The organism is Qipengyuania qiaonensis (genome assembly GCF_019711515.1).
Classification (GTDB): Bacteria; Pseudomonadota; Alphaproteobacteria; order Sphingomonadales; family Sphingomonadaceae; genus Qipengyuania; species Qipengyuania qiaonensis.
In genome coordinates this window covers 73,856-96,463 of record NZ_JAIGNO010000004.1, presented here as the reverse complement: position 1 = coordinate 96,463, position 22,608 = coordinate 73,856, and the positions used below count along the sequence as shown (strand labels likewise).

Genomic DNA, 22,608 nt, shown 5'->3' with positions numbered 1-22,608 from the left:
CAAGCTAGTCCTTCTTTTTCTTCCGCCGCCATGCGTGAAGCAGCGGCTCTGTGTAACCACTGGGCTGTTCGACACCTTTGAAGATCAAGTCCTTGGCGGCACTGAATGCCGCACCGCCCTCGTTCTCGAGCAGAGGTTCGTAGATCGGATCGCCCGCATTCTGCTCGTCCACCTTGGCGGCCATGCGACGCAGGCTGTCCATCACCTGCGCTTCGGAGATCACGCCATGGAGCAGCCAGTTGGCTATATGCTGGCTGGAAATGCGCAAGGTCGCTCGGTCTTCCATTAAGCCGACATCGTTGATGTCCGGCACCTTCGAACAGCCGACACCCTGATCGATCCAGCGCACAACGTAGCCCAACAGTCCCTGACAGTTGTTATCGAGTTCCTCAGCGATTTCCTCGGCCGACCAGTTCACGCCATCCGCCAGCGGAATCCTGAGAAGTTCGTCGAGCTTCGCCGCGTCGGGCAAACCCTTCTGGATCTCGAACACATCCTCGCGGTGATAGTGGATCGCGTGGAGCGTCGCGGCGGTCGGGCTCGGCACCCAGGCGGTGTTGGCGCCCGCACGCAGATGGCCGATCTTCTCGACCATCATCTGCCCCATCAGATCCGGAGCCGCCCACATGCCTTTGCCGATCTGGGCGCGGCCCGACAGGCCATGCGCCAACCCGATGCCGACATTGCGCGCCTCGTAGGCCTTGAGCCAGGCCGAATTCTTCATCTCGCCCTTGCGCATCATCGGCCCCGCCCGCATCGAGGTGTGAATTTCGTCACCCGTCCGGTCGAGGAAGCCGGTGTTGATGAACACGATCCGGTCTTTCACAGCGTAGATGCAGGCCGCCAGGTTCGCGCTGGTGCGCCGCTCCTCGTCCATCACCCCAACCTTGATCGTGTGGCGCGGCAGGTCGAGCAGGTCCTCAACCGCGTCGAAAAGGTCATTGGTGAAGGCGCATTCCTCCGGCCCGTGCATCTTGGGCTTCACGATGTAGATGCTGCCCTTGCGGCTGTTGCCGTACTTGCCCAGCCCCGCAACGTCCTGAGCCGAAATCGCGCTGGTCATCACCGCGTCGAGAATTCCCTCGGGTATCTCGTTCCCGGCCCAAAGCATGGCGGGATTGGTCATCAGATGGCCGACATTGCGCACGAACATCAGGCTGCGGCCGGGAAGTCTGTGCTCCGTACCATCGCCCGATCGATAGGTAACGTCGGGCGCAAGTTCGCGGGTAAGTGTCTTGCCGCCCTTTTCGAAGCTTTCCGACAAATCGCCGCGAACGATGCCGAGCCAGTTGCGATAGGCCAGCAGCTTGTCCTCTGCATCGACCGCAGCCACCGAATCCTCGCAATCGGCGATGGTGGTAAGTGCCGCCTCGAGGACGATGTCGGAAATCCCTGCTTTGTCGGACTTCCCGATCGCGCTTTCGCGATCGAACTGCACTTCGATGTGAAGGCCGTTGTTCCGGAACAGCAGACCCTTGTCGGTGTGGCCGACCCACTTGCTCTCGTCCTGCAACTTGCCGTCATGCTCGTCGGCGATATCGGCCCAGCTCTGGTCCACAAGCGGCAGAGTCTCATCGAGGAACTTGCGCCCTTCCGCGATCACCGCAGCGCCGCGGTCTTTGTCATACCCTCCCGGCTTGGCTGGCGGCGCATCGAGCGCATCGGTGCCGTAAAACGCATCGTAAAGGCTGCCCCAGCGCGCATTCGCGGCATTGAGCAGGAATCGTGCATTGAGGATCGGCACGACGAGCTGCGGCCCAGCCATTGTGGCAATCTCGGGATCGACGTTTTCGGTGCCGATCGTGAATTCCCCCGGTTCGGGGACGAGATAGCCGATTTCCTCGAGAAAGGCGCGATAATCGCCCGCATCGTGTGGCTGGCCGGCGCGCTCCAGGTGCCAGGCGTCGATCCTGGCCTGCAGCCGCTCGCGCTTGCCCAGCAGCGCAACATTGCGCGGAGCGAACTCGCCAAGCAGCGCGGCAAAGCCCTGCCAGAATACATCGACATCGCGGCCCAGGGGCGCGAGCACTTCGGTCTCGATGAAAGCGGCAAGTTCGGGGTCGGTCTCGATCCCGGCGCGCGTCACATATTCGGTCATGGAACTCCTCAGGCTAATGCAAAGCTGGCAATGTCGAACCCGGGGAGGAGCGGGTCGGTCTATGCCGCCAGCCGTTGATCAATGCAAGGCGTGGGGTGGACTTGGGCCTGTGCAGGATTAAGGACGTTGCATATGAAACCGGATAACGCCCCACAAGCGCTGCTCGACGCCATCGACGCCGATACGATGCTCCGCCAGGTGCAGGACTGGGCGGCGATCAATACCGGCACCGGAAACATTGCCGGGCTCGAACGCATGGCAAACATTCTCGCCGAGGCTTTCAGCATTTTGCCGGGTGAGATCGAATTGGTCGAACCTGCCGCCGTTACGGCGATTTCCTGCGAGGGCCGAGAGTTCGAGAAACCGCACGGCAGACACATGGTGCTGCGGGTACGCCCCGCGGCGGAGCGGCGGTTCGTTCTCACCGGCCATATGGACACCGTTTTCCCAGTCGACCACCCGTTCCAGGATATCAGTTGGCTGGATGACGAGACCATCAACGGTCCCGGCACCGCCGATATGAAAGGCGGGCTCAATGTCATCCTCCATGCGCTGAGGGCCTTCGAAGCCATCCAAGGCTCGCAGCGCGTTGGCTACGATGTGATGATCAATTCGGACGAGGAAACCGGCAGCCTTGCCAGCCGCGATTTGATCGAGGAATTGGCGCGCGGGAAATATGCCGCACTCACCTACGAACCCAGCTCACTGCCCGACGGCACGCTGGCTCATGCGCGCGGCGGCACGGGCAATTACTCGATCACTTTCACCGGTCGATCCGCTCATGCCGGCCGCAATCCGCAGGACGGGCGCAATGCCATCGTTGCAGCCTCGGACCTCGTGTTGCGGATCAAGGCGCTCGAAGCCGATGACATCACGGTCAATCCAGCCAGGATCGAAGGCGGCAGCGCAAACAATGTCGTGCCGGACCTTGCCGTGCTGCGTTTCAACATCCGTCCCAAGTCGACCGACGCGATGAACCGTTTCGATGGTGAACTCGACGCGATCCTTGCGGCGATACGGGCCGATCATGGCGTGAGCATCCACCGACATGGCGGCGTAACGCGCCCACCCAAGCCGGTCGACGAGAGAGCGCAGCGCCTGTTCGATCTGGTCAAGGCCTGCGGCACGGAGCTCGGTCAAACGATAGGCTGGAAGCCCACGGGCGGCGTGTGCGACGGCAACAATATTGCGGCGACCGGCGTGCCGGTGGTCGACACGATGGGCGTGCGCGGCGGCGCGATCCATTCGCCCGACGAATTCATGATCGTACCTTCGCTCAAGGAACGCGCGGCCCTGTCCGCGCTGGTCCTCTCGAAGCTATCCACCGGAGACCATTTGTGACCTTTCGCCTGCGTGCTGCGCATATCGAGGACCTCGAGCACCTTTACGAAATGGCCAAGCTTACCGGCGGAGGATTCACCAACCTGCCCGCCGATCGCAATGCCCTGACCAAGAAACTTGAGCGGGCGGACGAAGCCTTTTCGCGCACCGATGACGAACTTGGCGACGATCTGTTCACGCTGGTGCTCGAGAACGCCGAGACCGGCCAAGTTCGTGGGACCTGCCAGCTATTCAGCCAGGTCGGCCAGCAATGGCCGTTCTACAGCTACCGGCTCAACACGCTCACCCAGCACAGCCAGGAGCTCGACCGCACGGTGCGTGCTGAGCTGCTGAGCCTTGTGACCGATCTGGAGGGCTCGTCCGAGGTCGGGGGCCTGTTTCTTCATCCCGGAGAGCGCGCAGGCGGGCTGGGCCTGCTGCTTGCGCGCAGCCGTTATCTGTTCATCGCCATGCACCGCTCGCGCTTCGCAGACCGTATCCTCGCCGAACTGCGCGGCGTGATCGACGATCGCGGCGGCTCGCCGTTCTGGGACGGGGTCGCGGGCCGGTTCTTCGGCATGACGTTCCAGGAAGCCGATTACTTCAATGCCATCAACGGCAACCAGTTCATCGCCGACCTGATGCCGAAGCACCCGGTCTACGTCGCCATGCTCGACGACGAGGCGAAGAAGGTCATCGGTATACCACACCCCACGGGACGGGCGGCGATGCGCATGCTCGAGGACGAAGGTTTCGCTGCCGAAGGCTATGTCGATATCTTCGATGGCGGGCCGACCATGACCGCGCGCACCGACCAGGTCCGGAGCGTCCGCAAATCGGCTCCGAGTCGGGTTTTCGCGACCGATCTCGATATCGGCGAGCGCGCCTTGGTCGCAACCGGAACGCTGGCAACATTTCGCTGTGCCTATGGCATGCGCGAGATCGGCGAAGACGGTTCGATAGCCGTCGATGCAGCTTGCGCCGCGACGCTGGAGGTAAGCGAGGGAGATGAAGTCTGGAGCGTGGCGCGATGAGCGATCTGGTCGAGATCAACTTCGACGGGATTGTCGGCCCCAGTCACAACTATGCCGGTCTCAGCCTCGGCAATATGGCCAGCGCGAGCCACAAGGGCGACGCATCTTTCCCGCGCGCAGCGGCTCTGCAGGGCATTGCCAAGATGCGCGGGAACATGGAGCGCGGTCTGACGCAAGGTTTTTTGCTGCCGCTTCCGCGCCCGAACAACCGTCTCTTGCACGAACTCGCCGTGGGCGAGGATACCGATCGCGCGCTGCTGGCAGCGGCCTGGTCGGCCAGTTCGATGTGGACCGCCAATGCGGCCACGGTCAGCCCCGCACCCGACACCGCAGACGGACGCTGCCACCTGACGCCGGCCAACCTCGTCACCATGCTGCATCGCGCGCAGGAATGGCGCGACACTCAGGCGCAGTTGAAGATTGCCTTCGGTGACGAGCGGTACTTCGCCGTGCACGATGCCGTCCCGCCCAGCTTTGGCGACGAAGGCGCCGCCAACCACATGCGTTTCTGCGAACAGCACGGGGCACCGGGCGTCGAGGTATTCGTCTATGGCCGGCCCGGCGGCCGTTTTCCAGCAAGGCAACACGAGCAGGCGAGCCGCGCGGTTGCCCGCCTGCACGGCCTCGATCCGAAACGCTGTGTCTTCATCGAGCAAAACCCTGCAGCAATTGCAGCAGGCGCATTCCATAACGATGTCGTCGCTGTCGCGAATGAGACAGTGCTGTTCACGCACGAACGGGCATTCGCCGATCAGAAAGACGCCTATGAAGCAATTCGCGCAGTCTTTCCTAGACTGCATGTTATCGAGGTGCCCGAAAGCGCGGTCTCGCTCGATGAGGCGATAAGGACCTATCTGTTCAACGCCCAGTTGCTGACTTTGCCGACGGGAGAAATGGCACTGATTGTCCCGAGCGAGTGCCAGGAAAGCGCCCGGGTGCAGGCCTGGTGCGAACGCATGCTCGCGACCAACGGCCCGATCCGGCAAGTCATTCCCGTCGATGTGCGCCAGTCGATGGCCAATGGCGGCGGCCCGGCATGCCTGCGGCTGCGTGTCGTAGCCGATCCGGCGACGGTGGATGCCCGATTCCTGCTCGACGAAACTAAGGCGGATCGGATCGAGTCGGTGATCGCCCAAATGTGGCCCGAAACGATCGAGCCGCACGAAGTCGGGACGGAGACACTTGCCAGAAAAGTCGTCGAAGCGCGGGAAGCCTTACTTTCCGTCCTATCTCTGGACGCCCTCGCATAACCCGACCCGTGCACGGTTAACGCGCTGGACCGGATCGTCGGGCACTTTTACACTTCGTCATGCATTAACCACTCGAGCCTGCGAATTTCCGCCGCTGGCACGGGAATTGCAATCAGATAGGTTAATGATGGAGACCGGCGCAAGCATGCTTAGAAAGGTGAAGAGGCTGTTCGTCATCAAGACGCGCTTCGAAGCGTATCTGATCATTTTCGCCCTCGCTCTGGGTGCAATGACGCGCGGCGCCAACTACACGATCGAATATCCGGGTGTGGGAGGTTACCTGCTGTTCGCTGCAACGGCAGGCGCCGTGTTCCTCGGAGGCGCCAAGATTCTCGACGCGCTGCGCTACGAGCGCGAGGCGAAAGCGGTCGGCCGGGAAGATACCGATAGCGAGTAGCGCGGGTTTGTCCGTGGCACCTTCCACGAACACCGAAAATCTGGCGCTGCGTCCACTGCGCGAGGAGGAGCTGGACCAAGCATCTCGGCTGTGCCTGCGTTCAAAGGCATATTGGGGACATGACGCGCAGTTCCTGTCGCGGTGCGAGGCCGAACTGATACTGACCCGCAATGATCTGAGGCGTGGGGATGTCATTGCGGCGACAGGCGGTGACTTGCTCTTGGGCATTGCACAGATTGGATACGATGGAGAGAAATGCTTTCTCGAGAAGCTCTTCGTCGACCCTGAAGCGATGGGCGTGGGAACCGGACGCAAACTGTTCGAATGGGCAGTTACCACAGCTCGCGAAAAGGGTGTCGCCGAATTGATCGTGGAAGCCGATCCCGGCGCCGTTACCTTTTATTTGAAAATGGGATGCAAAAGGGCTGGCAGTGTCCCCTCCGGATCGATCCCGGGCAGGACCCTGCCGCGCCTCGTTTTTGACATGGGATGAACGTCAGCCTGCTACGCGATACTGCCCGGCGGTGATGAACTCGTCGAAGCTTTCGCACCACACGACCACGGTTGTGAAATCCTCGATATTTACGCCTGCCGGTACGTCCAGCGCGAAGCCATCATAGCTTTTTACATCGCCGATCCGTACGGCTTCGGCACGGACTGCCTCGAACCCGGCCTCGTCGTCAACGAATTCCCGGGTGAGATAGACCTTGTAGTCCGGCCCCGGCGCCAGTGCTCCGATATGCGAGATGGTATCGGCGCTGACGCTAATCGTACCCTCGCCCCAATGCAGTCCGTCACTGCCTGGCAGGTCCCGCGAAAGCTCGGCGCTATAGCTTGCTTCGGCCGCGGCCTGCTGGAGAACCGCCGCTTCGGGAGCTTTCTCGGCAGTGAGGATAGGAAGGAAATAGACCCCGAGGCCGAAACCGAGGACGAGCGCGGCGCCATGCGTGGCCACGAGTATGATATTCCGTTTCATCCCGAATTCCCCAAATGCCCGTAACCCTGCGGTAGGCGTGTTTACGGCACCATTCGGTCCGAATGTCCGTATGGTTACAGTGTATGGAATCAGGTGGGGGTTTCTGTTGCTAGCTACCCCCGGAGCCCCGGAATCCGCTTCTGTTGCCCGGTGGGTCCAACCGCGCTTTAGCTTTGTAACTTCAGGGCGTTAGCCCATCACATTACGCAGCGAGAGCGAGTGCTTCGTTATCGTTGGCACTTGTGTGTTGTGAACAGTTTTACGGGGTACTCAGCCCGGGCGAAAACACTGTCTTTCAGCACACGTCGATCCTGGTTCGGCCCCGTCAGAGATCCCGGCTTTTGCCGGGACATGTGGTGGAGCCGCCGGGTACTGCCCCCGGGTCCGTTGTACCTATTACACAGCGCAGTTTATCGCCATATCCCGCAAAAACGGGCAGGTCCCATATAGGCCCTGCCCGCTTAATGTGAAGTGTATGCGAAGGGCGAGCGCCCTTTCGGCCTATTTCTTCAGCGCGTCGCGAATCTCGGTCAGCAGCTCGATCTCCGTTGGACCGGCGAGCGCATCTTCCTTCTTCTCTTCGAATTCCGCCATCACCTTCTTGGCGTAGCGCACGAGCAGGAAGATGATAAAGGAGAGGATCAGAAAATTGATGATGGTGGTGATGAAGGCGCCATACCCGATCATCGCGGCGCCGGCTTCCTTGAGCGCTGCATAGTCGGAGAGCGACCCTTCATAGTCTGCTGGCGTGCTCAAGAGGATGAAATAGCTGGAAAAGTCCGCACCGCCGAAAATCGCGCCGACGATCGGCATGATGATATCGTCCGTCAGCGAAGCCACAATCGTACCGAACGCGCCGGCTATGATCACGGCCACTGCCAGATCGATCACATTGCCCTTGGCTACGAATTCCTTGAAATCCTTGAACACGCTGTTTCCCCTTAACCCTTACGAACCGCCGCTCTACTGCCACGACCGAAATCCTGTCACAAGTGCGCGTTAATCTTGAATGGCCGAACCGGTGTGCTATCTACGCAAGACACATTGACCCAGAGAGGACTTTCCATGAACCGCTTGGCTGCTTTCCGCACTTCCGCAATCGCCGCTGCTGCCCTCGCACTGTCGGCTTGCGGGATCAACTCCGTCCCCGCCGCAGAGGAGAGCGCCAAGGCCAAGTGGGCCGATGTCGAAGCGGCCTTTCAGGAGCGTGCGAATCTTGTCCCCAATCTCGAACAGATCGTGATGAGCTCCGCCGAACAGGAACGTGCGACGCTTGAGTCGGTAATTCAGGCCCGTGCTTCGGCCACGCGGCCCGAAATCCAGCTCGATGGCGAGGATCTGGGCGACGCGGACAAGATGGCGCAATATCAGGAGGCGCAGAACACTTTCGGCGGCGCACTCTCGCGCCTGATGGCCAATGTGGAGGCCTATCCGGAACTGCGCAGCCAGGATAATTTCGGCCGCTTCATGACCCAGATCGAGGGGCAGGAGAACCGCATCCGCGTCGCCATTCGCGACTACAACGAGGCTGTCCGCCAATACAACACCACCATCCGCACCTTCCCGGACACGATCGGCGCAAACATCATCCACGGTGCGGAACCGATGATCCCCTACGAAGCCGTGACAGAGGGTGCGGAAGTCGCCCCCGAACTCAACATGCGTTCGGACAGCGCGCCCGCGAACTGATCGGCGCAGACGATGCGCGTTCTTGCCCGTATATTCATGCCGCTTGCGGCGGTGCTGGGCCTCACCCTGCCCGCCGCCGCGCAGACCTTTCCCGAGCGTGGCACCGCTCCGGTGGTCGACGCGGCCAACATCATCGACGACGCGACAGAGGCCGCGCTCACTGAAAAACTCGACGCTTTCGAAGAGCGCAACCAGCGGCAGTTCGTCATCGCGACCATTCCCGATCTCGAAGGTTACGACATCGCCGACTACGGCTATCGCCTAGGCCGGGAATGGGCGCTCGGAGATGCGGAACGCAATGACGGCATCATCCTCATCGTTGCCCCGAACGAGCGCAAGATGCGGGTCGAGGTCGGCTATGGGCTGGAAGCCGTGATCCCCGATGGCCTCGCTTTCGAATATGTCGAGGGGATGAAGCCCTATTTCCGCGACGGCGATTATTCAGGCGGGATCAGTTGGGGGGCAGATCAGATCATCACCCAGCTCGAACTGCCGCCCGAAGAAGCCGCGCGTGTCGCGCAGGAGCGGACGGAGGCGCGCGAAAGTGAAGGCGGATTTCCAATTGGCGCGCTGATCTGGCTGGCTTTCGTGTTTTTCTTCTTCATTCTGCCCATGTTCGGCCGTGGCCGACGGCGGCGCTATCGGCGCAGCGGGATCGGAGGCGCCGTGGGCGACATCATGCTGTGGGAAGCCGGCAAGGCAATCGCCCGCGGCCTCAGCGATGACGATTGGGGCGGTGGCGGTGGCTGGGGTGGAGGCGGCGGTTTCGGCGGCGGCGGCTTCTCCGGCGGTGGCGGCAGTTTCGGAGGCGGCGGCGCCTCCGGGGGGTGGTAATGGGCTATCTTTCGCAGGCCGATCACAAGATCGTATCCGATGCCGTGGCGGAGGCGGAATTGACGACGAGTGGCGAGATCGTCACGGTTCTGGCTGATCGCAGCGACGGCTATTCGGACGTCGTGCTGGTCTGGGCCGTTGCGCTCGCTTTCACTGCAATGAGTGTCTTTGCAGTCCTTCCACAGCCCTTCATGGATTTCTGGGATTCGCTGGTCGGCGGGTGGACGCACGAGTGGACTACGGGCGAACTCGCCAGCATGACCATCGCGCTCGGTCTCGGTGCATTCGCCCTCGGCTGGTTACTGCTTAGCTGGGATCCGCTACGTTTCGCGCTTACCCCCGGCCCGGTCAAGACGGCACGCGCGCACGAACGGGCAATCAAACACTTCAAGGTAGGTGCCGAACGGCGCACGCACGGCCGGACCGGAGTGCTTCTCTACCTCTCCATGCGCGAACACCGTGCCGAGATCGTCGCCGATCAGCCGATCGCCGAGATCGTCCCCGCCGAAGTCTGGGGCGAGGCGATGGCGGATATGCTGATCGAGATAAAGCAGGGTCACATCGCCGAGGGTCTGGCGGCGGGCATACGCGATGTCGGCAAGGTGCTGTCCGAGCATTTCCCGCGCTCGGATGACGACGAGAACGAGATCCCCGACCGGCTGATCGAGGTCTGAGAATGCCCGTTCCCGATCACGATGCCGACGAGCAGATCGTCTGGCAAGGCAAGTACATCACTGCCAAGAAGCGCGGTCGGTGGGAATATGTCGGCCGCCCGCGCAACATCCGCGCGGCGGTTATCCTCGCCTTGGACGATGATGGACATGTGCTGCTGGTGGAGCAGTACCGCGTGCCGCTGGGCAGGCACTGTATCGAAATGCCCGCCGGGCTGATCGGCGACGAGGACGAGTTCGACGGCGAAGGTCCGCTTGCCGCGGCCGGGCGCGAGCTGGAGGAGGAGACCGGCTACCGCGCCGAAATGCTCGAGGACTTGGGCTGTTTCTGGTCATCGCCCGGGATGGTCAGCGAAAGCTTCACGCTTGTCCGTGCGCGCAATCTCACCAAGGTGAGCGAGGGCGGCGGCGTCGGGGGCGAGAATATTACGGTCCACCGCGTGGCGCTGGCCGACATCGGCAACTTTGTCGCTGCCAAGCGCGCCGCCGGTTGCGGGATCGATGTGCGCATGCTCTTGCTGCTGGGACAGGAATTGCTGGCAGGAGAGTGAGATATGGCGAAAGACCGCAAACCCAGATGCGCAGGCAAGCTGGCGCTGGTGACAGGCGCAGCTCAGGGACTGGGGCGCGCCCATGCGACCCGCCTCGCCGAAGAAGGTGCGCGAGTCCTGTGCACCGACATCAATGGTGACGGCGCGGCAGAGACAGCCTCGCTGATCAACGACGAGCTGGGCGGCGGTACCGCCTTTTCGATCCGGCACGACGTGACCGACCCGCAGTCGTGGGAAGCCGCAGTCGATGGCGCACGCGAGCATATCGGCGGGCTCAACGTGCTGGTGAACAATGCCGGCATCGGCGTTGGCGGAAATATCGAGACTTGCGATTTCGACGATTGGAAGCGCTGTTTTGCGGTCAATGTCGATTCCATCTTCCACGGCTGCCAGAAGGCGCTGCCGCTGATGCGCGAACACGCGCCGGGTTCGATCGTGAACATCTCCAGCATCGCCGGACTGATCGCCAGCGATACCATGCCGGCCTATAACTCGTCCAAGGCGGCGGTATGGATGCTGTCCAAGTCGATCGCGCTCCATTGCGCGAAGAAGAACATGCAGATCCGCTGCAATTCGGTGCATCCGACCTTCGTCGACACGCCGATCCTCGACGGGACCGCGCGCAACCATAATCTCGACAAGGACGTGCTGATGGACAAGCTGGCGCGACAGATCCCGCTCAAATTCGTCGGCGAGCCGAACGATATCGCCAATGCGGTGGTCTATCTCGCCAGCGACGAGAGCCGCTTCATGACCGGAGCCGAGCTCAAGCTCGATGGCGGTATCTCGGCAATGTAGGGAAAACAATGGGCGCCGGAATCAAGCGAGGGGCCAAACGGCCCCTCCCGGTTCTCTTCATGTCTGAGCCACGGCCGGCACGAAAACCGGGACGGTTGGCGCGGGGCCGTGGTCAGTCTGCGATCAGCGCGATCGCCAGGTAGATCAGGATGAAGCTGCCGAAACCGAGCAGCGTCCCTGCAACGAAGCCCAAGCGGACCCAGGTGGCGTTGATGCCGAAGTAGCGGGCGATGCCGGAGCAGACCCCCATCAGCTTGCCGTCGGTGCGATCCAAGGCGAACCCTTTGGCAGGCCGCACGGCGTGGTCGTCTTCGCGAAATTTCAGATTGCTCATGCGATCAGTCCGTTGGGCGAGGCGGGGACGATGGCCGTGGCGAAAAAGAGCGCCGAGATGGCCAGCGAGAAGGCAGCTGCGAAAAGCTTGTTGCCATTGTCGGAATTGAACATTGTTTCTTTCCTCTCGTTGGATTGATGAGGTTTAGGCGACGAGACCAGCGGGGCTGCCGGGGACGATGGCGACGGCCATGAACACTGCCGAAACGCTGAGAGCGAAGATGGCGGCGAGAGCGCGGTTGCTGGCATATTCGAAGACGGACATTGTGTTACTCCTTGATCCTTGGTTCGTTTTCCCCTGATCATCCGGGATGCCCAATACTTTGCAACGGGTGTGCCAAACTCCGAGAATCGCGGAATTCAGCCATTCTTAACTGAATGCTCGACCGCACATCCGTTCACCAATCCGAAAGGTTGGGAAATTTTCCCAACTGTTGGAATAGCTCTGTTTCGTATGGCGAGGCGGTCGCGGTCGCGCTATCGGCGATTCTCCAAATGGCGCTCGACCGCATCTCCCTTACCGACTTCCGCAATCATGCGGCGACCGAACTGGATACGACTGCACGGTTCAATCTGCTCGTCGGCGAAAACGGGGCTGGCAAGACCAACATACTCGAGGCGCTCTCGTTGCTTGCACCGGGTAGAGGACTGCGGCGGGCGGCGCTCGCCGACATGGTGCGCAGCGGCAGCCGACAGGGCTTCGGCGTCGGGGCCAATCTCGCACAACACGCCGAACCCGTCCGCCTCGGCACCTATTCGGAAAGCGCCAGTCCGGGGCGTCGCCGCGTGCGCATCAATGGCGCGGAGAGCAGCGCCGCCAGTCTCGGCGAGTGGCTGGCGGTCACGTGGCTGACCCCGGCGATGGATGGGCTGTTCACCGGCCCTGCGGGCGATCGGCGGCGCTATATGGACCGCCTCGCACTGGCACTCGAGCCCGCGCATGCCAGCCATGCCGCGCGGTACGAGGCGGCCCTGCGCGAACGCAACCGCCTGCTGTCCGACATGCGTGAGCCCGAAAGCGCCTGGCTTGATGCGATCGAAGCGCAGATGGTCCAGCATGGCTCGGCGCTGATGCAGGGACGCGCCCGGCTGGTCGAAACGCTGGCGGTGCGTCTGGCGGAAATGCCTGCCGAGCCTTTTGCTCGCCCCGCCCTCACCTATGCGCCCAGCGCCCCCGATCATGCGGACGGCCTGTCGCAAGCGCTCTACGACAATCGCAGGCGCGACCGGGCGGCGCAACGCACATTGGTGGGGCCGCATCGCGACGAACTGAACGTCATCCACGCCGCCAAGCGCGTGCCCGCGGCGCAGAGTTCGACCGGCGAACAAAAGGCCATGCTGGTGGCGATGACACTGGCCCATGCAAGCCTTGCCGCACAGGGACGTGCAAGTCTGCTGCTACTCGACGAGGTCGCCGCGCATCTCGACCCGGTGCGCCGCGCCGCATTGTTCGAACAATTGCGCGGCGGCGGGGCTCAGGTCTGGATGACGGGGACGGAGATCGCACCCTTCAGCAGCATAGCGACCGAGGCCACCATCTGGCGCGTCAGCGCCGGATCGGTCGAGCTGGCCTAGGACGCAGGGGGCAGAGCCTTCTGCACATCGTCCACCGTGTCGCCGACCAACGCTGCAATCCCCTCGGCAGTGGGATGGATTCGATCTTCGAGGAAGAGGCTCCGGTCCTCATAGATGCTCTCGAGCCAGAAAGGGATGAGCGCTGTGTCAAATTCACGCGCGAGTTCGCCATAGAGACCATCGAACTGCCGCTGGTATTCGGTGCCGTAATTGGGTGGCGAGCGCATGCCCATCAGCAAGACCGGTATCTCGCGGCTGCGCAATTCCTGGAGCATTGCCTCGAAATTGGCGCGTGTCTGATCCGGCTGAATTCCGCGCAGCATGTCGTTGCCACCCAGCTCCAGAATAACGAGATCGGGCTTCGTCTCCTGCGCATCGAGCGTAAAGGCAAGCCGCTGACTGCCCGCCGCGCTGGTATCGCCCGATACGCCCGCATCGATCACCCGCGCATTGACCCCGCGTTCGCGCAGGACGTCTTCGAGCTGTTCGGGATAGCCTTCCTGCTCCTCCAGCCCGTATCCGGCGAAAAGACTGTCCCCGAAGGCGAGAATGCGCCGTTCGGGTCCTTCGACGGCGATGTCGGGAGCGGCCGCAGCTTCGCCGGTGACGGCCTCGCTTGGCGGCGCAGCATCTTCCGAACTGCCGCAGGCGGTCAGTGCGAGGGCGAGGACCAATATCGACAAATGCCGCAAACGCATCGGCGAGTTTCCTTGTGCAACCTTTGGCCCCATGCCATCGCAGCCCCGTGACGAACTCTCAAGCAGCGATTTCCGCCCGCAACCTCACCCTCACCCTCGGCACCAGCGAAGCGCCGGTCGATATCCTGCGCGGGATCGATCTCGATATCGCACGCGGTTCCACCGTGGCGCTGCTCGGGCCTTCGGGTTCGGGCAAAAGCTCGCTGATGGCGGTGCTGTCAGGTCTCGAACGCGCCAGCGGCGGTAGCCTGCATGTCGCGGGCGAGGACTTCGCTGCACTGAACGAGGATGCGCTCGCCCATGCCCGCCGTGGGCGTATCGGCATCGTGTTGCAGGCCTTTCACCTGCTGCCGACCATGACTGCGCTGGAAAATGTCGCCACACCGATGGAACTGGCAGGGGAAAACGATGCGCAAGCGCGGGCCAGAGCAGAACTCGAAGCCGTTGGCCTGGGTCACCGGCTCAATCATTATCCGCAGCAGCTTTCCGGTGGCGAGCAGCAGCGCGTCGCCATTGCCCGGGCCATTGCGCCGCGACCGGACCTGATCTTCGCGGATGAGCCGACCGGCAATCTCGATGCCGCTACCGGGCATGAAATCGTGGAACTGCTTTTCGCACGGCGCGCCGAGACCGGAGCGACGTTGCTGGTCATCACCCATGATCCCGAACTGGCCGAACATTGCGAACGCGTGTTGCAGCTTGCCGATGGGCGCATTGCCAGCGACACCGCCGCATGAGCTGGGCCACCGCCTGGAAGATTGCGCGACGCGATCTGAACGCCCGCTTCCGGGGCCTGCGCCTGCTGCTGGTCTGCCTGTTCCTCGGCACCGGCGCGCTGGCGGCGATCGGCTCGCTGACAGCCGCGATCGAGGGTGAGATCGAGGCCAACGGCCGCACCTATCTGGGGGGCGATCTGCAGATCGAACTCTGGCAGCGCGGTCTCAACGAAGAGGAACGCGCCGCGCTCGAAAGCATGGGCGATGTCTCTGCCGGAACGCGGATGCAGGCCATGGCGCGATATGGCGAGCAGGCCGCTCCGATAGAATTGAAGGCCGTCGACGATGCCTATCCGCTTTACGGCGAACTGACGCTCGATGACGGGCGGTCGGTCAACGCGCCCGCCCCGGACGAAGCATGGCTTTCGAAAGGCGCGTCGGATCGCCTTGGCGCGACTTCGGGAGACAGGATCGACATCGGAACCGAAACGCTCACTGTGGGCGGCATCATCGCGGACGAACCCGACCGGCTGGGCGAAGGCTTCCAGCTCGGGCCGACCGTGATCGTCGCAGAGGACCTGCCGGTGCAGGCCGGGCTGATCGCCCCGGGATCGATGTACCAATCGAAGACCCGCGTCCGCTTCATCGACGGGCGCGACACGGAGGCCGCCGAGGAGGCGCTGGAGCAACAGTTTCCGGAGGCCGGCTTCGACATCGACACTGCCGACCGGGCAGCACCCGGCACCGACCGCTTCGTCGACCGGATGAGCGAATTTCTGACCCTGGTCGGCCTTGCCGCGCTGGTCATTGCCGGGATCGGCATCGGCGGAGGTGTGACCTCCTATCTCGACGCCCGGCGACAGGGCATCGCAACGCTCAAGATTCTCGGGGCCACAAGCGGTGACATAGCGCGCATCTACGCATTGCAGATCGTCGCCGCTTCGCTCGTCGGCAGCATCGCCGGTATCGCTGCGGGGGTCGCTATCGTGCCCCTGCTGGCGGCGGCATTGCAGGGCTTGCTACCCGTGTCGAGCGGCGTGGTCATCGATCCTGGGGCCATCGTGCTGGCGCTCGCATATGGGATGCTGGTTGCGTTGGTCTTCGCCGCGCCGCCACTTCTGCGCGCCCGACACTTTCCGGCCATGGCGCTGATGCGTTCGCGCGTCGCTCCGCTGGCGCGCGACCCGAAGGCGTTGGCGCTTGTCGGCGGGGGGTTGGCCGCGATTATCGCGCTGGCCCTGCTCACCGCCGAGAACCCGTTGCTTTCCGGCGGCTTCCTCGCCGCCGCCGCCGCCATACTCGGCCTACTCGCTCTGCTGGGTCTTGGCATCCGCAAACTGGCCGCAGCGATGCCGCGTCCGCAAAGTCCGGTCGCCCGCAACGCTCTCGCCAATCTCCACCGCCCGGGATCTTCGACCGGAGCGCTGGTTACGGCGCTGGGCTTCGGTCTCGCCGCTTTCGTTTTGCTGGCGGCGGTGCAGAGCGCCATCGACGGCAATATCGCCAAGCGCGTACCGGATCGCGCACCCGACTATTTCGTGCTCGATATCCCGCGCGACCGAGTGTCCGATTTCGAGGGGCTGGTCCGGCAGGCCGATCCCGATGCCAGTTGGCGTACGGTCCCTGCGCTGCGCGGCTCGGTACTCGCCTTCGGTCCCGAAGGAGCCATGAGCCGCACCGCAGAGCTGGACGAGATACCCGATGGCGCCTGGGCCCTGCGCGGCGAGCGTGGGCTGACCTATGCCGACAATTTGCCCCAAGGCAACGAACTGACGGCGGGCAAATGGTGGGGACCGTTCTATGCCGGCGAACCGCTGGTTTCGGTCGACGAGGAATTTGCCGAAGCTGCCGGGCTGGAGATCGGCGACATGCTGACATTCGGCATACTCGGCGTGGAGCGCACGGCCCGGATTGCGAATACGCGCCGGATCGACTGGGAGAGCCTGGGCTTCAATTACGTCTTCGTGCTCAGCCCCAATGCCATCCGCGACGCACCCCACAATCTCGCGGCGACGGTAGAGTTGAGCCCGGGAACGTCTACTGGACCGTTGCTGCAGTCGCTCGTCGCCGCCCTGCCCTCGACTTCGGTTATCGAGGTCGGCGGAGTTCTGGAGCAGGCGCGGACGATTCTGGAACAGGTCGGGCTCGCCACGCTCGCCGCCGCCAGCGTAGCGGTGCTGGCGGGTCTTGCCGTACTGCTCGGCGCGATCGCCGCGGCAAGGGCCGCACGAACCTATGATACAGTCGTCCTGCGCGTACTCGGCGCGGATCGTCGTCAGATACTTGTCATGCAACTGATCGAATATGTCGTGCTCGCGGGCGCTCTCGCCTTCGTAGCTCTGGGCATCGGCAGTCTGGCTGCATGGCTCGTCGTCACCCAGCTGTTCGAATTCGATTGGCTACCCGATTGGGGTGAAGTGCTGGCCGTGCTCGGCCTCGGCATCGTTGTCGTGCTCGCCTTCGCGCTGGGAGCCTCGCTGCCGCTGCTGCGCGCCAAACCCGCCCAGGCACTGCGCGCTCTCTGAACGCGATCCTGATTCCAAAAAAAAGCCCCGCAAAACTGCGGGGCTGTGAAGTCAAGGTCTCTTTCTGATGCAAGAGCCCTTCGGGTCGCATTTTGGAATTACCACGTCTGGTTCACAGCTCTATCTTCAAATGACTACACTGTCCCATAATGGAACAAAGAAGGGGGACTCGAAAGCCCCCCTTCCTGTCGTCTGGAATGTCCTCTGGGTCAGAAACGCATGCGTGCAGCAACGCCGTAAGTGCGCGGCTGGTTCGGATAGCCGGACACTGCCTGCCCTTGCGCCACCGCCGGGAAGACCGTCGTGAGATAGCGATCGTCGAGCAGGTTGCGGCCCCACACGCTCAGTTCCAGACCCATGTCGAAAGCATAGGTGAGCGATGCGTTGAGATTGTTGACCTCGCGGCGGAAAGCACGCGCCGCATCCCGGGCCGGACCGAAATCCCGCTCGCCGGTGGCCGGATCGGTCACGATGAAATTGGTCAACCCGTCCACCACCTGGACCGGCGACTGGTAGGAGAAGTCGCCGCGCAGGATGACGCGATCGCCCTTGGAATTGATCTCCTTGTCGTATTGGGCCCCGAAGACGGCGGACAGTTCGGGTACGCCCGCCACCGGCTCGCCCGACAGGTCACCGACCGGCGAGTTGGTGAAGCTGTCGTACTTCGCATCGAGATAGGTCATGGCCACGCTGAGCGTGAGTTCGTTGCTGGCGTAGAACTGACCGTCGAACTCGACACCGAAGGTTTCCTGCTTGCCGGCATTCGCCAGGATGAAGGATGTCCCCGTGAAGACGTTCGCCTGGAAATCCTCGATCGACTGCTGGAAGAAGGTCAGGTTAGCCGCGGCCCGGCTCCAATTGCCCTTGATGCCGAGTTCGAACACTTCCGAATTTTCGGCGTCGGCGAAGCGAGTGCCGGGCCGCAGATTTGTGACGGCAAGGCCCTGCGCCTGCAGCGCTGCGAAATCGGCCGGAAGCGGGCGGCTGTCGCGAGACAGGTTGAAGCTCGGCGCCTTGTAGCCGGTCGCCCAGCTTGCATAGACGTTGAGCGTCGGCGTGACTTCATAGGCCAGGCGGACGTTGTAGCTTACGTCGTCGTCATTCGTGGAACAATCCTCGACCGCGTTCGGGCAGTTCTGCAGCGGCGGCAGGAACTGGAACGGCGTCAATGCGAGCAGTGGGTTGCCAACCGTTGTAGCAGGGTTGCCGTCTGCAGCAGCCTGTTGCGGGGTTACCCCGTCATTTGCATCTGCAAAGGCCTGAACGCCGGCAGACACCTGACCGAATGCGGCTGGATTGGCGCCGGCAAAGGCACCGATTTCGGCCTGCGTCGCCGGACGGCCGAGACCGAGCAGGGTACCGACTTGCGAGGCAAGACCTTGCGCGAAGATGGCGCGGTTGCCCGATGCCACGAGATCGACATTCGAGAACACGTCGGTGCTCGTCGAATTGGTCACGATCTGCTTCTTGTCCTTGGTGTAGTTAGCCCCAAGAGTGAGCACGAGGCGGTCGGTAATCTCGAAATCGACATTGCCGAAGATCGAATACGCTTCGTTGTCCTGGACGATATTGTTGAAGAAGCCCTGTCCTTCAGCGAAAAACTGACCGGTATAGTCGGTGCCATTGAGCGCCGAGAGCGTGGCTTCGAGCGAATCGACCGTCTGCGTTCCGCCGGTCGCGCCCTGCAGCAGTAGGTTGGCATAGGGGCGGAAAGCCGGACCGAAGACGATGCTGTCGGAGGTGTCGACGCGTTCATCGAAATAGTAGCCGCCGATCAGAAAGTTCAACGGGCCGTCGAAGTCCGAGGCGAAACGCAGTTCCTGGGTGAACGTGTCGATACTGGCATCGCCGATATTCGCCCCCGAGACCAGCGGGGCGCTGGTGAAGTCAACGTCCTGGTTGGCCGACAGGTGTGTCTCGCGATAGGCGGTGATCGAGGTCATGGTGATCGGACCGAATTCGTAATCGATCTGGCCCGAAATGCCGTAATTCTCGATCTCGTTGATCGGGTCCACATCGGTGAAGACCACATCGCCATCGGGATTGTCGCGGAAATCGTTGACCTGCCCGCCCAACAGCTGGATTGCGCCAAGTTCGGCGGACGGCGCGACATTGACGACGCCGCAGCAACGTTCCTCGATCTTGTCGTAATCGCCGATCACGCGCACGCGCAGCGGGCCGCCATTGTCGAACAGCAGCTGGCCACGGGTGAACCAGCGATCGCGGTCGTTGATGTCCTCGCCGTTGAAGCCGTTGGTCAGAAAGCCGTCGCGCTTGTTGATACCCCCGCTTGCGCTGAGCGCGATGGAATCGGTGACCGGCCCGGTGACGAAGCCCTTGACGACCATGGCGTCGTAATTGCCGTAACTGGCCTCGACCATACCGCCGAAATCGAATTGCGGCTCCTTGGTGACGATCGAGATCACGCCGGCGCTGGCGTTCTTGCCGAACAGGGTCGACTGAGGCCCGCGCAGCACTTCCACGCGCTGAATGTCCGGAAGGTCGGAAATCTGGGAGATGGCACGGCTGCGATAAACGCCGTCGACGAACACCGCGACCGAGGGCTCAAGACCGATATTGTTGCCATCGGTACCGAAGCCGCGAACCGAATAGCTCGTCGCAAAGGCGCTCTGGTTCTGACTGACGCGAAGCGAGGGAACGATAGTCGCAAGATCGGCGACGTCGCGGATCTGGGCGCGCTCGATCGTTTCGGCGCTGGTGACGCTGACGGCGACCGGCGTTTCCTGCAGCGTCTGTTCGCGTTTGGTCGCGGTGACGACGATGACATTGCCGCTTCCGGCATCGGCGGCGTCGGGAATATTGTCCCCATCGCTTTCGACCTCTTCCTGGGTGTCTGCGAGCTCATCGGCATCCTGGGCCGAAACCGAAACCGGAAGAGCGATTGCAGCCACGCCCGCAAGCATGGCAGTACGAACGGTCGCGGCGCGGCCGAAAGCGGTGAATTTCATGAAAGGTCCTCTTCTCTCAAGACGTATCTTGGTCCGCTGCGCAGTTCCCAAATTTCGCGCATGCGGGCGGTCAACTATCAGACTTGCCCAGCCTCTCAAGCATTTAGCCGCCGGACGTATCAGCTGATCCGAAGACTGTGACTTTCGCGTTACACCGCAGCATCTTGCCGCATTGCAGCATCTAAGCTAGGGGCGCGCCCGAAACGCGCAGCGCCTTTCATGCGTTGACGCTACGGCACCCTAAACGAAAGCACATTTCCATGTCCCGCGACCTGCGCAACGTGGCCATCATCGCCCACGTCGACCACGGCAAGACCACTCTCGTCGACCAGCTTTTCCGTCAATCGGGAACCTTCCGCGAAAACCAGCGCGTGGAAGAACGCGCGATGGATTCCAACGACCTGGAAAAGGAACGCGGGATCACGATTCTCGCCAAATGCACGAGCGTCGAATGGAACGGCACACGCATCAACATCGTCGACACGCCCGGCCACGCCGACTTCGGTGCCGAGGTTGAGCGTATTCTCAGCATGGTCGACGGCGTTATCCTGCTGGTCGATTCCGCCGAAGGCCCGATGCCGCAGACCAAGTTCGTCACCGGCAAGGCGCTCGCGCTGGGCCTGCGTCCGATCGTCGTGGTCAACAAGATCGACCGCGGCGATGCTCGCCCGCAGGCCGTGCTGGACGAGGTCTTCGACCTGTTCGCATCGCTCGATGCCAATGACGACCAGCTCGACTTCCCGAGCCTGTGGGCCTCAGGCCGCGACGGTTATGCCAGCGACGACGAACACGCCCGCGAAGGCAATCTCGAACCGCTGTTCCAGCTGATCGTCGATCACGTCCCCGCCCCTGGGCTCGATACCGAAGCGCCGTTCAGCTTCCTCGCCACTCTGCTCGACCGCGACAATTTCATGGGTCGCGTGCTGACCGGGCGTGTTCAGTCGGGCAAACTGAACGTCAACGATCCGATTCATGCGCTTGATTCGCAGGGAAATGTCATCGAAGTCGGCCGCGCGACCAAGCTGCTGAGCTTCGATGGCCTTGATCGCGTCCCGGTCGATCACGCCGAGGCAGGCGACATTATCGCGCTGGCAGGGCTCGAAAAAGCTACTGTTGCCAATACGATAGCCGATCCGAGCGTGAAGACGCCAATCGAGGCGCAGCCGATCGATCCGCCGACGCTCGCCATGCAGTTCTCGGTCAATGACAGCCCGCTGGCCGGCCGCGAAGGCAGCAAGGTCACCAGCCGCATGATCCGCGACCGCCTGTATCGCGAAGCCGAAACCAATGTCGCCATCCGCATCACGGAGAGCGAGGACAAGGACAGTTTCGAAGTCGCCGGGCGCGGCGAATTGCAGCTTGGCGTTCTGATCGAAACCATGCGCCGCGAAGGTTTCGAGCTCGGCATCAGTCGCCCACGCGTCCTGTTCCGCACCGAAGACGGTCAGCGCATGGAGCCGTTCGAAACAGTTGTGATCGACGTCGATGACGAGCATTCCGGCACGGTTGTCGAGAAGATGCAGCGCCGCAAGGCAGAGCTGACCGAAATGCGCCCCTCGGGCCAGGGCAAGACGCGCATCACCTTCTCCGCCCCCAGCCGCGGCCTGATTGGCTATCACGGCGAATTTCTGTCCGACACGCGCGGCACGGGCATCATGAACCGCCTGTTCGAGAAGTACGACTCCTATCGCGGCCCCATCGAAGGGCGCCAGAATGGCGTGCTGATCTCGATGGTTCCAGGCGAGGCGGTCGGCTACGCGCTCAATGCACTGGAAGATCGCGGGGAACTGTTCATCCGCCCACAGGCCAAGATTTACGAAGGCATGATCATTGGCGAGAACGCCAAGCCCGACGATCTCGAAGTCAATCCGATGAAGTCGAAACAGCTGACGAACTTCCGTTCGACCGGCAAGGACGACGCCATTCGCCTGACCCCACCGCGGGTGATGACGCTGGAGCAGGCCATCGCCTATATCGACGACGATGAGATGGTCGAGGTGACGCCGGAAAGTATCCGCCTGCGCAAGGCGATCCTCGATCCGCATGATCGCAAACGCGCCAAGCGCGCGGCACAAGTCTAGCCGCTCGAAACCGCTGCTCGCCTTCGATCCGCATCCAAGGCAACAAATCGAAAAAAGCAGCGGCAGGTCGGACGAACGAAAAAGGGCGACCGC

General features: G+C 62.4%; 21 protein-coding genes and 1 other RNA gene. 14 read left to right on the top strand and 8 right to left on the bottom strand.

The genetic code is table 11. The features are described 5' to 3' along the window. Nucleotides 1–4: 4 nt before the first annotated feature. Nucleotides 5–2,098 (bottom strand): malate synthase G, encoded by a 2,094-nt coding sequence (locus K3174_RS08090; protein WP_221557758.1) that lies wholly within the window; start codon nucleotides 2,096–2,098, stop codon nucleotides 5–7. Nucleotides 2,099–2,230: 132 nt separating this feature from the next. Here K3174_RS08090 and K3174_RS08085 point away from each other — a divergent pair, with 132 nt between their 5' ends. The 5 genes from K3174_RS08085 to K3174_RS17010 all read left to right on the top strand — a co-directional run bounded on the left by K3174_RS08085 (nucleotide 2,231) and on the right by K3174_RS17010 (nucleotide 6,592). Further along, nucleotides 2,231–3,439, top strand: a complete 1,209-nt coding sequence (locus K3174_RS08085) for a hydrolase (RefSeq protein ID WP_221557757.1) — start codon at nucleotides 2,231–2,233, stop codon at nucleotides 3,437–3,439. Further along, nucleotides 3,436–4,452 carry an arginine N-succinyltransferase gene (locus K3174_RS08080; protein WP_221557756.1) on the top strand — a complete coding sequence of 339 codons (1,017 nt, stop codon included), beginning with the start codon at nucleotides 3,436–3,438 and terminating at the stop codon, nucleotides 4,450–4,452. The genes K3174_RS08085 and K3174_RS08080 overlap by 4 nt, the downstream gene beginning before the upstream one ends. Then, nucleotides 4,449–5,702 carry an N-succinylarginine dihydrolase gene (locus K3174_RS08075; protein ID WP_221557755.1) on the top strand — a complete coding sequence of 418 codons (1,254 nt, stop codon included), beginning with the start codon at nucleotides 4,449–4,451 and terminating at the stop codon, nucleotides 5,700–5,702. Before K3174_RS08080 ends, K3174_RS08075 begins: the two co-directional genes overlap by 4 nt. Nucleotides 5,703–5,847: 145 nt before the next feature. Continuing rightward, a complete protein-coding gene (locus K3174_RS08070; protein ID WP_221557754.1) occupies nucleotides 5,848–6,099 on the top strand; it encodes a hypothetical protein in 252 nt (83 codons plus the stop codon). 13 nt (nucleotides 6,100–6,112) lie between these two features. Next, a complete protein-coding gene (locus K3174_RS17010) occupies nucleotides 6,113–6,592 on the top strand; it encodes a GNAT family N-acetyltransferase (protein WP_221557753.1) in 480 nt (159 codons plus the stop codon). Between the two features lie 3 nt (nucleotides 6,593–6,595). On the opposite strand, the gene K3174_RS08060 is transcribed toward K3174_RS17010, so the two are convergent. The 3 genes from K3174_RS08060 to mscL form a co-directional block, all read right to left on the bottom strand. Beyond that, on the bottom strand, nucleotides 6,596–7,075 hold the full coding sequence (locus K3174_RS08060) for a DM13 domain-containing protein (RefSeq protein ID WP_221557752.1): 480 nt from the start codon (nucleotides 7,073–7,075) through the stop codon (nucleotides 6,596–6,598). Between the two features lie 129 nt (nucleotides 7,076–7,204). Beyond that, nucleotides 7,205–7,550, bottom strand: a transfer-messenger RNA (tmRNA) gene (gene ssrA, locus K3174_RS08055). Between the two features lie 26 nt (nucleotides 7,551–7,576). Next, entirely contained in the window at nucleotides 7,577–8,005 is a 429-nt protein-coding gene (gene mscL / locus K3174_RS08050) for a large conductance mechanosensitive channel protein MscL (RefSeq protein WP_221557750.1), read from the bottom strand. 135 nt (nucleotides 8,006–8,140) lie between these two features. Here mscL and K3174_RS08045 point away from each other — a divergent pair, with 135 nt between their 5' ends. From K3174_RS08045 to K3174_RS08025, 5 genes are read left to right on the top strand one after another with little or no spacing between them, the layout of a single operon-like run. Then, nucleotides 8,141–8,764, top strand: coding sequence for a LemA family protein (locus K3174_RS08045; protein ID WP_221557749.1), 624 nt, complete (start codon nucleotides 8,141–8,143; stop codon nucleotides 8,762–8,764). Nucleotides 8,765–8,776: 12 nt separating this feature from the next. After that, the gene (locus K3174_RS08040) at nucleotides 8,777–9,598 is read left to right on the top strand and encodes a TPM domain-containing protein (protein WP_221557748.1); all 822 of its coding nucleotides are present in this window, start codon (nucleotides 8,777–8,779) and stop codon (nucleotides 9,596–9,598) included. After that, nucleotides 9,598–10,272: a TPM domain-containing protein gene (locus tag K3174_RS08035; RefSeq protein ID WP_221557747.1), complete on the top strand. Its 675-nt coding sequence runs from the start codon at nucleotides 9,598–9,600 to the stop codon at nucleotides 10,270–10,272. Before K3174_RS08040 ends, K3174_RS08035 begins: the two co-directional genes overlap by 1 nt. A 2-nt stretch (nucleotides 10,273–10,274) precedes the next feature. Beyond that, nucleotides 10,275–10,820, top strand: a complete 546-nt coding sequence (locus tag K3174_RS08030) for an NUDIX hydrolase (RefSeq protein WP_221557746.1) — start codon at nucleotides 10,275–10,277, stop codon at nucleotides 10,818–10,820. A gap of 3 nt (nucleotides 10,821–10,823) precedes the next feature. Then, entirely contained in the window at nucleotides 10,824–11,618 is a 795-nt protein-coding gene (locus K3174_RS08025) for an SDR family oxidoreductase (protein ID WP_221557745.1), read from the top strand. 112 nt (nucleotides 11,619–11,730) lie between these two features. On the opposite strand, the gene K3174_RS08020 is transcribed toward K3174_RS08025, so the two are convergent. After that, entirely contained in the window at nucleotides 11,731–11,952 is a 222-nt protein-coding gene (locus K3174_RS08020; RefSeq protein WP_221557744.1) for a PspC domain-containing protein, read from the bottom strand. Between the two features lie 144 nt (nucleotides 11,953–12,096). Then, the gene (locus K3174_RS08015) at nucleotides 12,097–12,216 is read right to left on the bottom strand and encodes a recombination protein F (RefSeq protein WP_221557743.1); all 120 of its coding nucleotides are present in this window, start codon (nucleotides 12,214–12,216) and stop codon (nucleotides 12,097–12,099) included. 230 nt (nucleotides 12,217–12,446) lie between these two features. On the opposite strand from K3174_RS08015, the gene recF reads away from it, so the two are divergent. Beyond that, complete coding sequence (recF, locus tag K3174_RS08010; protein WP_221557742.1) at nucleotides 12,447–13,526, top strand: DNA replication/repair protein RecF; 1,080 nt, start codon at nucleotides 12,447–12,449, stop codon at nucleotides 13,524–13,526. Here recF and K3174_RS08005 read toward each other — a convergent pair. Further along, nucleotides 13,523–14,224, bottom strand: coding sequence for an arylesterase (locus tag K3174_RS08005; RefSeq protein WP_221557741.1), 702 nt, complete (start codon nucleotides 14,222–14,224; stop codon nucleotides 13,523–13,525). The two genes, recF and K3174_RS08005, sit on opposite strands and share 4 nt — an antisense overlap. A gap of 47 nt (nucleotides 14,225–14,271) precedes the next feature. Between K3174_RS08005 and K3174_RS08000 the strand changes: the two genes are divergently transcribed. Further along, on the top strand, nucleotides 14,272–14,961 hold the full coding sequence (locus K3174_RS08000) for an ABC transporter ATP-binding protein (protein WP_221557740.1): 690 nt from the start codon (nucleotides 14,272–14,274) through the stop codon (nucleotides 14,959–14,961). Then, nucleotides 14,958–17,465: an ABC transporter permease gene (locus K3174_RS07995; RefSeq protein WP_221557739.1), complete on the top strand. Its 2,508-nt coding sequence runs from the start codon at nucleotides 14,958–14,960 to the stop codon at nucleotides 17,463–17,465. The genes K3174_RS08000 and K3174_RS07995 overlap by 4 nt, the downstream gene beginning before the upstream one ends. Before the next feature lie 209 nt (nucleotides 17,466–17,674). Here K3174_RS07995 and K3174_RS07990 read toward each other — a convergent pair whose 3' ends face one another. Beyond that, on the bottom strand, nucleotides 17,675–20,434 hold the full coding sequence (locus K3174_RS07990) for a TonB-dependent receptor (RefSeq protein ID WP_221557738.1): 2,760 nt from the start codon (nucleotides 20,432–20,434) through the stop codon (nucleotides 17,675–17,677). Nucleotides 20,435–20,694: 260 nt separating this feature from the next. Between K3174_RS07990 and typA the strand changes: the two genes are divergently transcribed. After that, the gene (gene typA, locus K3174_RS07985) at nucleotides 20,695–22,515 is read left to right on the top strand and encodes a translational GTPase TypA (protein WP_221557737.1); all 1,821 of its coding nucleotides are present in this window, start codon (nucleotides 20,695–20,697) and stop codon (nucleotides 22,513–22,515) included. Nucleotides 22,516–22,608: the final 93 nt, after the last annotated feature.

Excerpts from the sequence above, each read along its gene's own strand:
- K3174_RS08060 (WP_221557752.1), bottom strand. The coding sequence starts at position 7,075 with ATGAAACGGAATATCATACTCGTGGCCACGCATGGCGCCGCGCTCGTC.
- K3174_RS08085 (WP_221557757.1), top strand. The coding sequence starts at position 2,231 with ATGAAACCGGATAACGCCCCACAAGCGCTGCTCGACGCCATCGACGCC.
- K3174_RS08025 (WP_221557745.1), top strand. The coding sequence starts at position 10,824 with ATGGCGAAAGACCGCAAACCCAGATGCGCAGGCAAGCTGGCGCTGGTG.
- recF (WP_221557742.1), top strand. The coding sequence starts at position 12,447 with ATGGCGCTCGACCGCATCTCCCTTACCGACTTCCGCAATCATGCGGCG.
- K3174_RS08035 (WP_221557747.1), top strand. The coding sequence starts at position 9,598 with ATGGGCTATCTTTCGCAGGCCGATCACAAGATCGTATCCGATGCCGTG.
- K3174_RS07995 (WP_221557739.1), top strand. The coding sequence starts at position 14,958 with ATGAGCTGGGCCACCGCCTGGAAGATTGCGCGACGCGATCTGAACGCC.
- K3174_RS08030 (WP_221557746.1), top strand. The coding sequence starts at position 10,275 with ATGCCCGTTCCCGATCACGATGCCGACGAGCAGATCGTCTGGCAAGGC.
- K3174_RS08045 (WP_221557749.1), top strand. The coding sequence starts at position 8,141 with ATGAACCGCTTGGCTGCTTTCCGCACTTCCGCAATCGCCGCTGCTGCC.
- K3174_RS08090 (WP_221557758.1), bottom strand. The coding sequence starts at position 2,098 with ATGACCGAATATGTGACGCGCGCCGGGATCGAGACCGACCCCGAACTT.
- K3174_RS08020 (WP_221557744.1), bottom strand. The coding sequence starts at position 11,952 with ATGAGCAATCTGAAATTTCGCGAAGACGACCACGCCGTGCGGCCTGCC.
- typA (WP_221557737.1), top strand. The coding sequence starts at position 20,695 with ATGTCCCGCGACCTGCGCAACGTGGCCATCATCGCCCACGTCGACCAC.
- K3174_RS07990 (WP_221557738.1), bottom strand. The coding sequence starts at position 20,434 with ATGAAATTCACCGCTTTCGGCCGCGCCGCGACCGTTCGTACTGCCATG.
- K3174_RS08040 (WP_221557748.1), top strand. The coding sequence starts at position 8,777 with ATGCGCGTTCTTGCCCGTATATTCATGCCGCTTGCGGCGGTGCTGGGC.
- K3174_RS08075 (WP_221557755.1), top strand. The coding sequence starts at position 4,449 with ATGAGCGATCTGGTCGAGATCAACTTCGACGGGATTGTCGGCCCCAGT.
- K3174_RS08015 (WP_221557743.1), bottom strand. The coding sequence starts at position 12,216 with ATGTCCGTCTTCGAATATGCCAGCAACCGCGCTCTCGCCGCCATCTTC.
- K3174_RS08005 (WP_221557741.1), bottom strand. The coding sequence starts at position 14,224 with ATGCGTTTGCGGCATTTGTCGATATTGGTCCTCGCCCTCGCACTGACC.
- K3174_RS08070 (WP_221557754.1), top strand. The coding sequence starts at position 5,848 with ATGCTTAGAAAGGTGAAGAGGCTGTTCGTCATCAAGACGCGCTTCGAA.